Origin of the sequence: Amycolatopsis minnesotensis, from assembly GCF_039529815.1 — a bacterium.
Taxonomy (GTDB): domain Bacteria; phylum Actinomycetota; class Actinomycetes; order Mycobacteriales; family Pseudonocardiaceae; genus Amycolatopsis; species Amycolatopsis minnesotensis.
Genome location: NZ_BAAANN010000027.1, coordinates 1 through 15,407 on the forward strand (window position 1 = coordinate 1; position 15,407 = coordinate 15,407).

Here is a 15,407-nt window from a genome sequence, read left to right on the forward strand (position 1 = left end):
CGACACCACCCCCTTCGAACGCATCGTCGACACCGCCACCCCCCACCGAGACCCCAGCCGCAACCCCCTCACCGAAGCCATGATCGTCCTCGACAACACCCCCGAGCACCCCCCGTCGCTGCCAGGGCTGGAAGTCACCGAGGAGTCCTTGGTCAGCGACAAGGTCAGCCACGACCTGAGCGTGGACTTCGTGCAGGGGCAGGACGGGCTGGCCGCGGTACTCGGGTACAGCACAGCGCTGTTCGACCGCGAGACGATCGAGCGCATGGCGGAGCACCTCGAGGAACTGCTCGTCAACCTCGCCGCCACCCCCAACCGTCCACTCACGACAGTGCCGATGCTCCGCGAGGCCGAACGACGGCTCGTGGTCGAACAGTGGAACGACACCGCGCGGGAGATCCCGCCCACCTCGATCGTCGAAGCCTTCGACCAGCAGGTGCGCCGCACACCGGACGCGGTCGCGGTGGTCTGCGGCAGCACCCGGCTGACCTACCGCGAACTCGGCGCACGAGCGACCGCACTGGCGCACCACCTCACCGGGCGCACCGGTGAAACGCTGGTGGCCCTCGCCTGCGGTCGGAGCGCGGACACGGTCGTCGGGATGCTCGGCGTGCTGAAGGCGGGCGGCACCTACCTGCCGATCGACACCGGCAACCCCGACAGCAGGCTCAAGTACCTCCTCGGCGAGTCCGCGCCGGCGCTCGTCCTCACCGTCGACACCGGAACGCGGACGCGCTTGCGGTCGCTGACAGACGCACCCGTCCAGCTCCTCGACGAAGTCGAAAGCCCCGGCGAAACGGGAACCCTGCCTTCGATACGCCCGGAGAGCGCCGCTTACGTGCTGTACACGTCGGGCTCCACCGGCAAACCGAAGGGCGTCGTCGTCGAGCACCGCAACCTCACCGCGCTGTTCACCCACCACCGAGCCGAGCTCTACGGCCCCGAGCGCACGAGTGCGGGCAAACGGCTTTCGGTGGCGCTGACCGCCGAGTGGTCGTTCGACGCGTCGTTGAACGCCATCCTGATGATGATCGACGGCGACGAGTTGCACATCGTCGACGACGACGTCCGCCGCGACCCCGACCTGTTCCTCGATCACCTGGTGCGCAACGGGATCGACGTGCTGTGCCTGACCCCGTCCTACACCCGTCACCTCGTCGAATCGGGGATCACCGGCATGGGCGCCCACACGCCGAAGGTGCTGCTGGTCGGGGGCGAGGCGATCGACGAGGAACTCTGGCAGACGCTGCGCGCCCTGCCGGCTACGCACGTGTACAACCTCTACGGCCCGACGGAATGCACCGTGGAAACGGTGCTCTGCCGCCTCGACGAGAGCGACGTGCCGGTGATCGGCCGTCCGATGTGGAACACGCGAGCACTGGTACTCGATGACGCCCTGCGCCCGGCGCCGATCGGGGTGGGCGGCGAGCTCTACCTCGCCGGCGCCCAGATTTCCCGCGGCTACCTGAACCAGCGCCTGCTCACCGCGGAACGGTTCGTCGCCGATCCCTTCAGCACCAAGGGAGAGCGGCTCTACCGCACCGGTGACCTGGCGCGGTGGCGGGCAGGCGGGACACTCGAATACCTCGGCCGCGCCGACCAGCAGGTGAAGGTGCGCGGGTTCCGGGTGGAACTCGGCGAGATCGAACGCGTCCTGGCCAAGCACACCGGGTCGGGCCAGGTGGCGGCGGTGCTCCGGGAGGACCGCGCCGGGTCGCCCCAGGTCGTGGCCTACGTGGCCGGAACCTCGCTCACCGCGGAAGAGCTCCGCGCCACGCTCGCGCTCGAACTGCCCGCCTACCTCCTGCCGTCGATGTTCGTCGTGCTCGAAACGCTGCCGTTGACGGACAACGGCAAGATCGATCGTGCCGCGCTGCCCGTCCCCGAGATCAGCGCGGAGCTGGCGGAGGCGTACCTGCCGCCCCGCACGCCCGTCGAAGCCACTCTCGCCGAGGTATGGGCCGAGACGCTCGGAGTCGAGCGGGTGGGCGTGAGCGACAACTTCTTCCTGATCGGCGGCGACTCCATCCTCAGCATCCAGCTCGTATCGAAGGCGAGGCAGGCGGGGCTGCGGATGGCGGCGAAGGACCTGTTCCTCGCCCCCACCATTGGACAGCTCGCGACGCTCGTCAGCACCGGCGAGCCACGAGAGGCCGCGCCGGTGCGGCCGGTCACGGGGCCGCTGCCGCTCACCCCTGTGCAGCGCGACCACTTCGCCCGCGACCCGATCGCCCCCTGGCAGTTCAGCCAGTCGGTGCTGGTCGAACTGGCCGGGGACGTCGAGACGGGCGCGCTGCGCACCGCCCTGTCCGCGCTGGTGAGCCACCACGACGCGCTCCGGACGCGGTTCACCGCCGCCGACGGCGAGTGGTCGGCGACCATCGCGGAGGACGAGCACGCCGATGTGCTCGAAACGCACGCTCTCACCGACGGCGACGAATCGGCACGGTGGGCGGCGCTGCGCGAGCGAGCGGTGCTGGCGGACCAGTCGTTCGACCTCGGGGCGGGGCTTCTCCTGCACGCGGTGCTGTTCAACGGGGTCGGGAATCCGCTGCTGTTCCTCAGCGCCCACCACCTCGTCGTCGACGCGGTGTCGTGGCGGATCCTCCTCGACGACCTGGACACCGCCTACCACCAGGCCCTCGCGGGCGAACCGATAGACCTCGGCGCGAAGACGTCGCCGGTGCGCGACTGGGCGGAAGGGCTCGTGCGCCACGTCGGCGACGGTGCCTTGGACGGCCAGCTTCCGTACTGGTCGGCACTTCCGGAGGTCGCACCGCTGCCGGTGGACCACCCCGGGCCGAACCTGGTCGCCACCGCGCGCTCGCTGTCGCTTTCGCTGCCCGAGCGGGAAACCGACGCGCTGGTGCGGGTCGCGCCGTCGGCGCTCCGGATCCCCGTGCAGGATCTGCTGCTGATCGCGCTCGCGGTGGCGGTGAGCCGGTGGGCCAACGACGACCGCGCCGCGATCGATGTCGAGGGCCACGGCCGGGAGGGGCTGCTCGACGAGCTGGATCTCACCAGGACGGTCGGCTGGTTCACCGAGATCCATCCGGTCGTGCTCGACGTACCCGACGCGGACTGGCCCGCGCTGGTGAAATCGGCTCGCCGTCAGCTGCGCGCGGTGCCCGGGCGCGGAATCGGTTACAGCGCCCTGCGACGGCTGAGCCGGCCCGGCTCCCCCGCCGCGGCGCTCACCGCGCGAAGGCAGCCGCAGGTCGCGTTCAACTACCACGGCAGGATGGACGGGCTCGCTGGTGACGGCAACGGGCTCTACCACCGCTTCCGCACCCCGGTCGGGCAGGAGCAGAGCCCCGACGAGCGGATGGCGTACCTGGTGGAGTTCGTCGGCGCGGTCCGCGGCGACGTGCTGGAGTTCGAGCTGCACTACTCGGCGGCCAGCCACGACGAAGGCACCATCGCGAAACTCGCCGACGCGTTCGGCGACGCGCTTCGTTCGCTGGCCGAGCACGCCGACCCGTCGGTGAAGGGATGAGCGTGGACGAACTGGCCTTGACGACGGCGCTGGCGGAAGTGGCGGCGCGGCACGGCGTCCCGGACGCCAGGCTGGTGGTGCACGACGGCGACCGGACCCTATTGGCGCAGACCGGTTCCGCGGTGACGGACCGCACCGCCTTTCCGCTCGGGTCACTCACCAAACCGTTCACCGCGACGCTGGTGATGACGCTCGTCGAAGACGGCGATGTCGATCTCGACACCTCGCTCGTGGCATACCTGCCCGAGCTGGCCGACGACGCCGGGGTGACGCCACGGCTGCTGCTCAGCCACCTGGCCGGGCTTCCGTCCGATGTGGACGAAGGCGAGGACGCGCGCACGCGCGAGCAGTGGGCGGCCGAGCACTGCCGGGCCGGCCGGCTGGCCCATCCGCCCGGCGCCGCCTTCTCCTACTCGAACGCGGGCTACCTGATGGCGGGCCGCCTCGTCGAGGCCGTCACCGGGATGGCGTGGGCCGATGCGGTGGACACGTTCCTGTTGCGGCCCTTGGGCATCGAGCCCGCGTTCGTCACCGGTCCCCCGTCGAGGCGCCCGATCGCCACCGGGCACGTGGTGCACCCGGTGCTCGCCGAGGCGCAGCCGGTGGCCGCCGAGGCGATGCCAGCGGTGGAGGCACCGAACGGCGCGCTGGCCCTCAGCGCCGACGACCTGGTGGCCTTCGCGCGCCTGCACATGACCGATCCCGCACTGCCCCGTCCGCTGACCGAGGACACGCTCGCCGCGATGCGGCTGGACCAAACCGCGGGCGCCGCGGTCGGCCCGTTCGGGCTCGCCGACGGATGGGGCCTCGGCTGGGCGCTCTACCGCGATGGCGACACCGTCTGGTATGGACACGACGGGATGACCGACGGCGGTTCGTGCCACCTCCGGTTCGATCCGGTACGGGGAACGGCCGTCGCGGCCACCACGAACGCCAGCACCGGCGCGGCGATGTGGGGTGACCTCGTGGCCGCGCTGCACGAGCACGGTCTGTCCATTGGGGACTATCCTTTCACGACCGTTCCGGACGGCCCGGCACAGGAGGCGCCCGCGGACTGTCTCGGCGGGTACGTCAACGGCGGGCACGAACTCACCGTGACCCCCGGTGATGACGGCGGTCTCCGGCTGGCGATCGACACCGCGCCCCATTCCACGCTCAGCTGTTTCGACGATCTGCGGTTCGCGATGCGGGACCTCGGGGCGGGAAGGCTGCTGTGCGTCGGCAGGTTCCTCCGCGAGCCCGGCGCCACCGGGATCGACCTGCTCCAGTTCACCGGCAGGCTCGCCAGGCGCGCCGCCGCGCCCCGCTGACCGGCACCACCACAGGGAGACCACCGTGCCTGACGCAGGCCTGCCGGCGAACCCGGCCGGAACCACCCGACCGGTCGGCACCGCCGAACCGGAAACACCGTTGTCCCGCAACCGGAACTACCACATCCTGTGGGCCAGCCAGCTGCTGTCCGAGTCGGGCAAGGAGATCGCGTTCGTCGCGTTCCCCCTGCTGGTGCTGGTCTCCTCCGGCTCACCGCTGCGGATGGGCGTCGCTTCGTCGATTCTCGCCGCGGCGAGCGTCGCCGCGAGCGTGCCTGCCGGGATCCTCGCCGACCGGGTCGACCGCCGGAAGCTGATGCTGCTCTGCGAGGGCCTGCGAGCGCTCGGGCTGGCGAGCATAGCGCTCGTCCAGTTCACCGGTTCGCTCTCCTTCGCCCACATCATGATCGTGGCCGCGCTCGAAGGCGCGCTCGGCTCGGTGTTCGAACCGGCGGAGCACGCCGCGCTCCCGCAGGTGGTGCCGAGGTCCCAGCTCGCGAACGCGGTGGCCCGCAACACCGCGCGGCCCTTCATCGCCATCCTGCTCGGGCCCGCGCTCGCCGGCCTCGCGTTCGCGGCGCACCCGGCGCTGCCGTTCACCGTCGAAGCGGTCGCGCTGACCGCCTCCTTCGTGGTCCTGCTCTTCCTCCGGCTGCCGCCCCGCACCGGCGAACCGGCGCCGCGCCAGGCGTTCCGCGCCATGGCCGAGGGCTTCCGCTGGGCACTGGGCCGTCAGACGATCCGGTCCACCCTGGTCTACAGCGTGTTCATCAACCTCGCCTTCCACGCGGTGATCCTGCTGGTGCTGGCGATCTCCGGCGAGGACAACGTCGGGCCGGGCCAGATCGGGCTCACCATGGCCTGCCTCGGCGCCGGCGGGCTGCTCGGCGGCCTGTTCGCGGCCAAGCTGCACGCCGCGCTGCCCGCCCCGCTGATAGTCATCGGGTTCGCCTGGGTCGCCACCGTGATGACGGCGCTGATGGTCACCGTGCCGCGCGGCCTGCCCCTCGGGCTGCTGCTCGCCGGCGCCGCGTTCCTCGCGCCGCTGGCGAACACCACCGTCGTGAGCTACCAGCTCATGATCACCCCCGACGAACTCCGCGGGCGGTTGAGCGGGATCTCGGCGCTCGGCTCGGGGGCGGCCGGTGCGGTGGGCCCGCTGGTGACCGGTTCCGTGCTGACCCTCACCGGCAGCGGGACGACGAGCATCGTGGTGTGCGCGGCCGCGATGGCGCTCATCGCCGCCGGAGCGACGCTGAGCCCGACCTTGCGGCGCTTTCCCACGATCCGCGCCGAGGACGAAGATCACCGGACGTGAGCTGGGCGGAGTCGGGGTGTGACTCGATGTGACATCATTCGCGGGTGAGCACGTCAACCCCCGTCGAGGCGCGGGCGAACGAGAGGGTCGCGACGACGCCGTGGCAGGCCATGCGCGGCAACGCCGGGCGCTTCCTGCTCTCGGGCTGGCCGTGGCGGTCGCTCGTCTACCTCGCCGTCGGTGCGACCGCGGTGGTGCCGATGCTCGCACTCCTCAAATGGCTCTCCCAGTTCGGCACGGTCGGCGCGTACGCGTCGGGACTGCTGATCCTGCTGGCCGTCTGCTTCGTCGTCGCGGTGCCGCTGGCCACCGTCGAGCGCAGGCGACTGCGCGTGATGGACCTCGCGCTGTCCTCCGGCAAACTCCGCCGCCGATCCTCGACCGGTCCCCTTCACTGGGTCGCCGCGCAGCTAAGGGACCCGGGCACCTGGCGCGCCTTCGGCTACGCCGTGGCGCTCGCGCTGGTGCTCGGGCCGCTCGACCTCGCCATCGTGCTCACCGCGGCCACGATCCTGATCCTGCCCATCACGCCGATGCTCGAGTTCCTCCTCGACATCGACTCGATGATCAACCTCGGTCCGCCGGGCAGCAGTCCGGACACCAGCATCCTGGCGAAGACGCTCGTGGTGCTGAGCGGTTTCGTGCTGATCCCCGTCGCGGCCTACGCCGTCTCCGCGGTCGCCGCGAGCCAGGCCGCGCTCACCCGCCTGATGCTGGCGCCGAGGGGCGAGGAGATCACCGCGTGGGGGCGCCAGTCGGCGAACTCGCGAACCTGGCTCGCCAGCGTCACCGAGGCCGAGCGGCGGCGCATCGAACGCGACCTCCATGACGGGGCCCAGCAACGGCTCGCGACGCTCATCCTGAAGCTCGGCATCCTCGAACACGACCAGAAGCACTGCGACTGCGGGAGTCGTGAAGAAGTCGCGGCCGCCCGCGACGACGCCCAGCTGGTGCTCGCCGATCTGCGGCGGCTCATCAGGGGCATCCATCCGCAGTCGCTGACGAACTCCGGGATCGCCGCGGCCGTGGACGAACTCGCCGCCCAGTGCCCGATCCCGGTTTCGGTGCGGATCGACCTCCCGCTGCGGCCCGCGCCGGAAATCGAATCGGCGGCCTTCTTCGCCGTGAACGAGGCGCTGGCCAACATCGTCAAGCACAGCCACGCCGAACACGCCGAAGTCACCGGGACGCTCTCCGGCGGGCTGGTGCTGTTGAAGGTCCGCGACGACGGCGTCGGGGGCGCCGACACCTCCGACGGCACCGGTCTTCGCGGGCTGGCCGACCGGGTGGCCGTCGTCGGCGGGCGGGTACTCCTGCACAGTCCCCGTGGCGGCCCGACCGTCCTGCTCATCGAGTTGCCGGAGAACCTGATCGACCACGCGTGACCCGGCGCGTTTTCCCCTCGTGCCAACCGATCGAGCGAATTCGAACGCGTTGCCGAGCCGGTCCCCTGTGCGCGATGCTCGATTCGATCTTCGGCCCGATCGAGAGGGACGTCTTGGCAACCACCGCTTCCGGCGCGAAGGCCACCAGCCACCGCGCCCTGTCCGCCTTGCCCGCGCTTCCGGTGCTGGCCACCGCCGGCACCGTCGTGACCCTCGCCCTGGCCTTGTCCTGGCGGCACGGCTACTACCTCGACGAACTGTACTTCCGGGTGGCGGGGAAGCACCTCGCCTGGGGGTACCTCGACCAGCCACCACTCATCCCGTTCCTCGCCAAGGCGCAGATCGCGCTGTTCGGCGACACGGTCGCCGCGATCCGCGTCGTGCCCGCCATCATCGGCGGGCTCGTGGTGGTGCTCGGCGCGCTCATCGCCAGGGAACTCGGCGGCGGCAGACGCGCGCAGATAGTGGCCGCCGGCGCGACCGCGGCGTCGATGCTGACCATCAGCATCTCCCACATCCTGCACACCTTCACCGTGGACCTGGTGGTGTGGCAGGGAATCTGCTGGTGCGCGATCCGGCTGCTGCGCACGAGGGACACCCGGCTGTGGCTCGCGATCGGCGCCATCGTCGGCGCCGGCCTGCTCAACAAACTGCTTCTCGTGCTGCTGGTCGGCGTGCTGGCCGCGAGCCTGCTGCTCACCGGCCCCCGCGAGGTGCTCCGCAGCCGTCACCTCGCCTATGGGATCGGCATCGCCGCGGTGCTCGCGGCGCCGGTGCTGATCTGGCAGACCGCGCACGGCTGGCCGCAGTTCGACATGGCTTCGAGCATGGCGGGCCGCGACGCGGTGCGCATCGCGTTCGTGCCGACCCTGCTGCTACTGCTGGTCGGCCCCGTTGTCTGTCCACTGTGGATCGCGGGGTTCGTCGGCCTGCTCCGCGCGCCCCGGTGGCGGGCCTACCGGTGCTTCGGTGCCGCGTTCGCCATCATGGTGGTCCTGCTGCTCCTGCTCGGCGCGCAGGCCCGCTACACCAGTGGCCTGCTGACCGTGCTGCTGGCCGCGGGCAGCGTCACCGCGGCCGACTGGGCGGCGACCGCCACGCGCAGGGCGTTGACCTGGCTCGGGGTGGCGGCCAACGCGGCGCTCGGGATCGTCGTCATGCTCCCGGTGCTGCCGATCGGCTTCTACGCCCAGTACGCCGGCTTCCCGCTCTTCGGCGAGGGGCAGGTCGGTCAGGCGGGCTGGCCACGGCTGGCCGAGCAGGTCGCCGCCGTCCACCGGACGCTGCCGCAACAAGACGCCGCGCACGCTGTCATCCTCACCCGCACCTACAGCCAGGCCGGCGCGATCGACAGGTACGGCCCGGAATACGGGTTGCCCGGCGTCTACAGCGGCCACAACTCCTATGCCGACTTCGGTGTGCCCGGTGAAGACAAGACCGTCGTGATCACCTTCGGGATGCCGGCCGCGCAGCTCGCCTCGCTGTTCGAGCGCTGCGAGCCGCGCGGTCCGCTCACCGCTGACCTGCCGCTGCTCGATCGGGGCCAGGAAATCGCGGTCTGCCACCAGCCGAGGGAATCGTGGTCGCGGCTGTGGCCGAAGATCCGGTGGCTCGGGGACTTCTGACCCACCTGCGCCGGGGTGCCCACGTGGGCACCCCGGCGCAGGTGGCTACTCGCCCATCGCCTTCACCAGGCTCGCCGGGCGCATGTCCGTCCAGTGCTCGTTGACGTAGTCGAGGCAGTTCTGCCGGGTGTCCTCCTGCTTGACCACGGTCCACCCGGCCGGGACGGCCACGAACGACGGCCACAGCGAATGCTGGCCCTCGTCGTTGACCAGGACCAGGAAGGTCCCGTTCTCGTCGTCGAATGGATTAGTCACCACTACCTCCTGTGCATCACGGGTTCTCTTGCGAAAAACTGGGGTGGGCTACGCCGGGTTCATCCGCGGCACAGCTCACCGAGTGGACGTCGTTGCGCCGGAGCGAACCGGCTGCCGTCCCACACCGGTGCCGCCGCGCCGTCCGATGCGGTTTCGGCGGGCCGCCGCGGGCGCGCGTTCGCCCCGCCGTCCAGCAACGCCACCCCGAGCGCGGTCAGGTTGTGCGTCACCGTGTTGCGGTGCCGGTGCGTGGTGATGAGCCGCGCGTTGCGGAGCACCGCGGTGTGGTGACTCGCCCCCGCGGGGGAAATCCCGAGGTACTCGGCCAGCTCACCCGTCGTCCTGCTGTCGGTCAGCGCCTGCAGCATCGCGGCCCTGGTGCGGCCGACGAGCGCGGCGAGCGATCCGGCGCCCTCGCGCCTGCGTCCCCACAGCAACCCGCCCAGCCGCGGTTCGGGCGGCGCGGGGAAGACCAGTGCCGGTTGCCCGCGGCGTTCGGTCACCACGCACGATTTCGGTGCCAGGAACACCGACGGCACGAGCAGCAGCCCGGTACCGGTCAGCCGCAGGTCCGGACCGGGGAGATCGACGAGTTCGAGCACGGGGTAGGTCCAGCGGACCGTCGGGTGCAGGGTCGTGAAGAGCCGTTCCAGCCCGCCGACGGCCAGCGCCCTGCCCAGTTCGTCGCGCACCGATTCCAGGTAGCCGTGCACGCGCCACCAGTAGGAGGCCAGCGCTACCTGGAAGAAGTCCTGCACCGCGCTCGCCGTCTCGGCCCGGTCGAGCCCGGTGTCCGGCGCCGCGGACTCGCCGACGAGGCCGCGAAGCGCCTGCGGTCTTTTGGCCAAGAGCGCGAGCGGTTTCGTCAAGGTGGCCCGTGCGTCGACCTGTCCCGCGACGTACTGGGCCCACGTTCTGAGCGCCGGCGCGGTGTCCGAGGCGAACGACTCCATCGCGAACACGGTCTCCGCGAACGGGCCGAGCGTCGACGTCATCCGCACCCCGCCGAGATCCTGGTCGGTGAACTGAATCCGCATTCCGGTATCTCCCCCATTCCCGACTTCGTTTCCCCAGGCTTGTCGAACCCGTCCTCACACCTCGCCCAGCAGCGCGTGGCCGAGTGGGGTGAGGGCGTGCAGGACGGTGTTCCGGCTGCGCTCGGTCGTGATGAGGCCCGCCTGCCTCAGCACGCCGGTGTGCTGGCTGGCGCCCGCCGGCGAAACGCCGAGGCGCCCCGCGAGCTGGCCGGTGGTGCTCTTCGCGGTCAGCGCCCGCATCACCTCCGCGCGGGTGCGGCCGACCAGTGCGATGAGGGCGCGCTCCCCGCGCTTCACCTGTTCGCCGCCCGTGCCTGCCGGATCGGGCAGCGCCGGGAACACCAGCGTCGGCTGCCCGCACTCCCAGACGAGCACCGGGTCCCTGTCGTGCAGGAAGAAGGAGGGCGCCAGCGCCAGGCCCCTGCCGTCGAGCCGGACGTCCTCGCCGTCGCAGCCCTGCAACTGCAGGGACTTCGAGTCCCAGCGCACCCGCGAGTGCAGGGTGGCCAGCAGGCGGTCCACCCCGCCGGTGGCCAGGATCCGCCCGCGCGCGCTGCGCTCGCCCTCCAGGTGCCGCCGGATCGACATCCAGGTCGGGCGCACGGCGACTTCGCGGAACTCTTCGATCGCGGCCTGCGCCTCGGCAAGGCCGATTCCGGCCGCCTCCAGCGGCTCCTCGTGCATCTGGGTCGGGCGTTCGCGGAACGACAGCAGTGCCGAGGTCGGGCGCAGCGCCTTGACCAGTGTCTTCAGCGTCTGCGCGCGAGAGCCGAGCTCGGCGTGCACCTTCTTGTGCCACTCGGCGAACGGCGTCCGCCCCGCCCTGCCGAGCATGTCGAGGGCGAAGACCGTTTCCGACTCCATTCCCACCGTGGAAACGAGGCGCACCCGTGAAACGTCCCCGCTCGCGAAAAGTATTTTGCGCACGAAAAGAACCCGCCTTCCTCCGATGCACGAGGCCATTTTTTCATGGCGTCGCCATTCGAATCCCCACAGTTGAGCCGAGATCGCCTTCAGCACCCTGACGGCGCCGCCTGGTAGCGCCGCCGGGTGAAGTCCGGGTAGTGCTAGCACTACCTGCCGCGATCATTCCGTAGGACGATCCAGCGCGCAAACCCGCTCGCGATCACGTTCGCCCGCGAGCCGGACAGTGCACGGGAGCCGGTTCCGGAACCCACACCGACGCGGCACTTTTCAGCAGAACTGAAAAAGGGAGCCGCCGGCTTTCGCCAGCGACTCCCTTGGCCACCCGCAGGTCGCGACCCGCTCAGCCACACCCGGCCGGCTGCTTGCCCTCGGCGATCCGGCCCCGGCACAGTTCGAGGATCGCCATGATCATCGACGCGCCCGACTTGCCGAACCTGGTGCGGTAGCGCCGGATCACGAAGTTCTCGCGCGCGTGCTCGACCCTGGTCCCGCCCGAGTCGATCCGCAGCCGCTGGATGTGACCTGACAACGAAATGCGACGCTCGACCAGCTCCAGAATCTGCTCGTCCATCTGGTCGATCTGCTTGCGCGTCTCTTCAATAACCTGTGCCGACATACCTGGACCGCCATCCCTCGCCAAGAAAGAGTCCCGCGCGCCACCATTCGACGTGCGAAACATCGCCCATGTGTGCTCCGAAGCCAGCGAACAGAAACCGTGCAAAAGTAGCCCCAGAGGTTCCGCTCGAGAACGGCGCAACTGTAGCACGGATTAGCGAATGCGGGACGGCAGCCGACTATGCGCCGGCATTCCCCTTCCGCTCGATTAACTCGGCGAACCGGGACAGATCCCGTGAAATGTCGTGGATGAGGTCCGCGACCGTGCGCGCCCGGTGCGAGGGCACGCCCTCGACGAGCCGCTCCCACTCCGGGGTCTCCGCGAACCTGCTGTCCAACCACCGCAGCAGCGCCCGCCCCGCTTCGGTGAACCGGAAGGACGGGTCCTTTCGCAGGGCTTCCAGCATCGCGATCCGATCGGCGCGGGACGTCTGCGATTCGGACCGGGGCTCCGCCGGGTCCGGCTCGTGCTCGTCCGATTCGATGGCCAGCGCTCCGCGCTGCCGGGGCGGCACGGGATGTTTGCCCCGGCTCAGCCGCTCGCGCACGTCGGACACCGTCGACGGGGCGACCCCCGCCGCCCTGGCGATCTCGCGCAGCGACGCGGCCGGATTCTCCCGCAGCAGCTCGCTCGCGAGCAGGCGACCGGCCGCGGTGTTGGTGGGGCGAGTCCGGCCGTCCTTTCCCAACCGAACGTTCGACTGAGTGAATTCCTCACTCGAACGCGTCCTGACCCCGCCGACGGTCTTCGGCGCGAGCCCGGTCACCGAGGCGATCATCCGGTCGGACCAGTGCGGGTGCGAGCCGATGATCCGCCGCGCGGCGGCGATGCGATCGTTGAGCGACAACGGCAGGCCGTGCGCCACGTTCGCACGGACGGCCAGCACGAAGGCGTCCTTCTCGTCGCCGTCGTAGAACCGGACGTCGAGCTCCGTCTCTCCGCGCAGGATCGCGGCCCGCAACCGGTGCATGCCGTCGATCACGCGCATTGACTGCCGGTGCACGATGATCGGCGGCAGTTCCGCGTCCGATTCGGCGAGCATCCTCGCGTGCTGCTGATCCTCGCCTGCCGCCCTCGGCGAATCGGCGGCGACGAGTTCGCCGATCCGCACCCTGGTCACCTCGGTCATGCCGACCGCGCGGGCAGGCGACAGTTCCGCCGCCCGCGTTAGCTCGTCCATCCGATGAACCGGCTGCTCAGGCATTGCCTCCCCCTCGACAGGCCACCCGCTCCCCAGCGTCGCGCCGGGCGGACCGCCCGGCCACACCAGGCCCACGACGAATCGCCAAAACTCCCCAGTCCGACGACGACGTGTCGCACCCCGGTACAACCGCGGTGAAACCCGACTTTGCCACGAGAAGGAAGCCCGAGCATTGTTCGGCTCTACCCCAGAGGAAACTCCACACATCTCGTGACTATTTAATTATTTGAAACAAAAGTATACCAGAACTTAACCCGCTGTCGTCAAGAACGGACACTTGAGACAAGTCGACCACCCGAACAGACTAATACTTCTGACTGCGCCCTGGCATCGCACCGCACCGGGTTTCACCGGACGGCTAACAACGGCCAGCGCCAGCCTGAAACAGGCGAGCGAGGGGCGCGTTCTTTCGCCGACCGGCTCCCCCTCGCCGGTGAATCACCGTTTATGCACGTAAGAGACCCGGGGCGGATAGCGGACGGCCAGGAGGCGTTAACCCTGACGGACCGTCAGAAAAGATTGCCAGCTCAATCCGGCACTCTTCTTTGAATATTCTTAGCGAACACTTAGCCTGCCATTAGGGGCCCGCGGACCCGGCTCCAGCCCGTGCGGCACCGCCGGATGTGATGGGCGTCTCTCCCCGGCGACATGCGCGATCCGACGCTAAGTCCGAGGTCACGCGACCCGAGGACGATGTCCCGATCACCGGCACACAGCGGCACGCCACCCGTGCGGACGGCGGCACTCGAATTCGAGAGCCGACGACTCGGCTGCCGGCAGAACTCGTCACGGAACCGGGCCACCAGCGGCTCGACGACGACGATCCCGAGACTCACCAGACAGCCTTGCCCGCCTGCCGGTGAAACAATTGACAGTGCCCGTACCGGGAATTCATCGAAGATCAAGTGAGCCCACTATGAGATCGCTCTTTGTGAAATTGCGCGCACACCATCGCCGATCCGGCTATGCCACGACGACCACCAGCACTTATCCGGCCGAGCAACTTCGGCCAGCGTTTTCGGCGCACGGTTCGAACAGGCCGCTCCGGAAGATTTCCGACGTCCTCGAAACGGCAGACCTCCGCCGATTCGAAGACGCGGAAACGCCCGCCGCCGCCCAAGGTCCCGATGTTCCACACCCGCTGCGCACCCTCGCCGAGCGGAGGGCGAATGCGAGGGCGCACGACATCTTCGCCGGACAGGTCCGTCACCGACGGTGACCGGTTCGCCGGTGCTGAACCCGGACTCCCCGCCGTTGGTTACTGAGCGCTCACTTAGACTGGGACCGTACGACGGATGCCGTCAAGGGCCCGCGCGCGCACGCCACGATCCGGGAGGATGTCCTGCCATGACCACGTCCCTTTCGACGGACCTGTGGCCGGACGTCCAGCCGGACGCCGCCCGCAGGCTGATGCTCGCCGGGGTGGAGTCGTTCGCCCGCCGCGGCTACCACGCCACCACCACCCGCGACATCGCCAGCGGCGCGGGCATGAGTCCCGCAGCGTTGTACGTGCACTTCCCCTCGAAGGCCGCACTCCTGTTCGCGATCAGCAAGAGCGGGCACGACCAGACGCTCGCGCTCGTGGAGGGCGTGGTCGCGGGTGCGGGCAGCCCGTCGGCGCGGATGCGGACGCTGGTGCAGGGCTTCGCCGCGTGGCACGCGCGCCGGCACACGGTGGCACGGGTCGTGCAGTACGAACTCGGAGCGCTGCCCGAGCAGGAACTGGAGATCGTCACCGCCCTGCGGCGGCGCATCGAACGGCACGTCGAGCAGCTCATCGCGGACGGCGTCGCCTCCGGCGACTTCACCGTCGGCAACCCGCGCACCGCGGCGAGGGCGGTGCTGTCCCTCGGCGTCGACGTGGCGCGCTGGTACAGCGAGCGCAACCGCCAGAGCCCGGACGCGCTCGGCGACGAGTACGGCGAGCTCGTGTTGCGCATGCTGGGCGCGTCGACCTGACGAACTGCACATTTCGGGCAAACTGTCCATCTGGCATCCGGGTGGCGTACCCACCGGTCGGTGTCGATTCACCGGGAAATCCTCGAGCTGCGACGTTGACCACGCTCGACTACACGATGAGGCATCTCGGCATGGCGCGCGGGCCGGTGCTCACTGTCACCATCGTGATCAGCCCCACCCAGCTCGTGGTGATCCCTTGGGCCGCAAGGCTTTCCGACCGCATCGGGTGGCTGCGGACCTACGCGGCGGGCACGATCGGCCTGCTGCGCCGGGCGGTG

General features: G+C 70.0%; 11 protein-coding genes. 6 read left to right on the forward strand and 5 right to left on the reverse strand.

Annotation, left to right across the window (positions count from 1 at the left end; genetic code table 11):
• The 5 genes from ABD256_RS29205 to ABD256_RS29225 all read left to right on the forward strand — a co-directional run.
• Window positions 1-3,496 (forward strand): amino acid adenylation domain-containing protein (locus ABD256_RS29205; RefSeq protein WP_344425976.1); only part of this gene is annotated, 3,496 nt, incomplete at its 5' end.
• Complete coding sequence (locus ABD256_RS29210; protein WP_344425979.1) at window positions 3,493-4,806, forward strand: serine hydrolase domain-containing protein; 1,314 nt, start codon at window positions 3,493-3,495, stop codon at window positions 4,804-4,806. The genes ABD256_RS29205 and ABD256_RS29210, both read left to right, overlap by 4 nt.
• A gap of 25 nt (window positions 4,807-4,831) precedes the next feature.
• On the forward strand, window positions 4,832-6,124 hold the full coding sequence (locus tag ABD256_RS29215) for an MFS transporter (RefSeq protein ID WP_344425984.1): 1,293 nt from the start codon (window positions 4,832-4,834) through the stop codon (window positions 6,122-6,124).
• Between the two features lie 44 nt (window positions 6,125-6,168).
• Window positions 6,169-7,509, forward strand: coding sequence for a sensor histidine kinase (locus tag ABD256_RS29220; protein WP_344425987.1), 1,341 nt, complete (start codon window positions 6,169-6,171; stop codon window positions 7,507-7,509).
• Between the two features lie 74 nt (window positions 7,510-7,583).
• The gene (locus ABD256_RS29225; RefSeq protein WP_344425990.1) at window positions 7,584-9,134 is read left to right on the forward strand and encodes a glycosyltransferase family 39 protein; all 1,551 of its coding nucleotides are present in this window, start codon (window positions 7,584-7,586) and stop codon (window positions 9,132-9,134) included.
• Window positions 9,135-9,179: 45 nt separating this feature from the next.
• Here ABD256_RS29225 and ABD256_RS29230 read toward each other — a convergent pair whose 3' ends face one another.
• From ABD256_RS29230 to ABD256_RS29250, 5 genes are all read right to left on the reverse strand, one after another.
• The gene (locus ABD256_RS29230) at window positions 9,180-9,389 is read right to left on the reverse strand and encodes an MbtH family protein (protein WP_344425992.1); all 210 of its coding nucleotides are present in this window, start codon (window positions 9,387-9,389) and stop codon (window positions 9,180-9,182) included.
• A gap of 59 nt (window positions 9,390-9,448) precedes the next feature.
• Window positions 9,449-10,426, reverse strand: coding sequence for an ArsR/SmtB family transcription factor (locus ABD256_RS29235; RefSeq protein WP_344425995.1), 978 nt, complete (start codon window positions 10,424-10,426; stop codon window positions 9,449-9,451).
• Window positions 10,427-10,480: 54 nt separating this feature from the next.
• A complete protein-coding gene (locus tag ABD256_RS29240) occupies window positions 10,481-11,314 on the reverse strand; it encodes an ArsR/SmtB family transcription factor (RefSeq protein WP_344425998.1) in 834 nt (277 codons plus the stop codon).
• Between the two features lie 379 nt (window positions 11,315-11,693).
• Window positions 11,694-11,969 carry a chorismate mutase gene (locus ABD256_RS29245; protein ID WP_344426001.1) on the reverse strand — a complete coding sequence of 92 codons (276 nt, stop codon included), beginning with the start codon at window positions 11,967-11,969 and terminating at the stop codon, window positions 11,694-11,696.
• Window positions 11,970-12,147: 178 nt separating this feature from the next.
• The gene (locus ABD256_RS29250) at window positions 12,148-13,149 is read right to left on the reverse strand and encodes a ParB N-terminal domain-containing protein (RefSeq protein WP_344426004.1); all 1,002 of its coding nucleotides are present in this window, start codon (window positions 13,147-13,149) and stop codon (window positions 12,148-12,150) included.
• A gap of 1,368 nt (window positions 13,150-14,517) precedes the next feature.
• Between ABD256_RS29250 and ABD256_RS29255 the strand changes: the two genes are divergently transcribed.
• Window positions 14,518-15,129 (forward strand): TetR/AcrR family transcriptional regulator, encoded by a 612-nt coding sequence (locus ABD256_RS29255; RefSeq protein WP_344426007.1) that lies wholly within the window; start codon window positions 14,518-14,520, stop codon window positions 15,127-15,129.
• The last annotated feature ends 278 nt before the right edge of the window (window positions 15,130-15,407 follow it).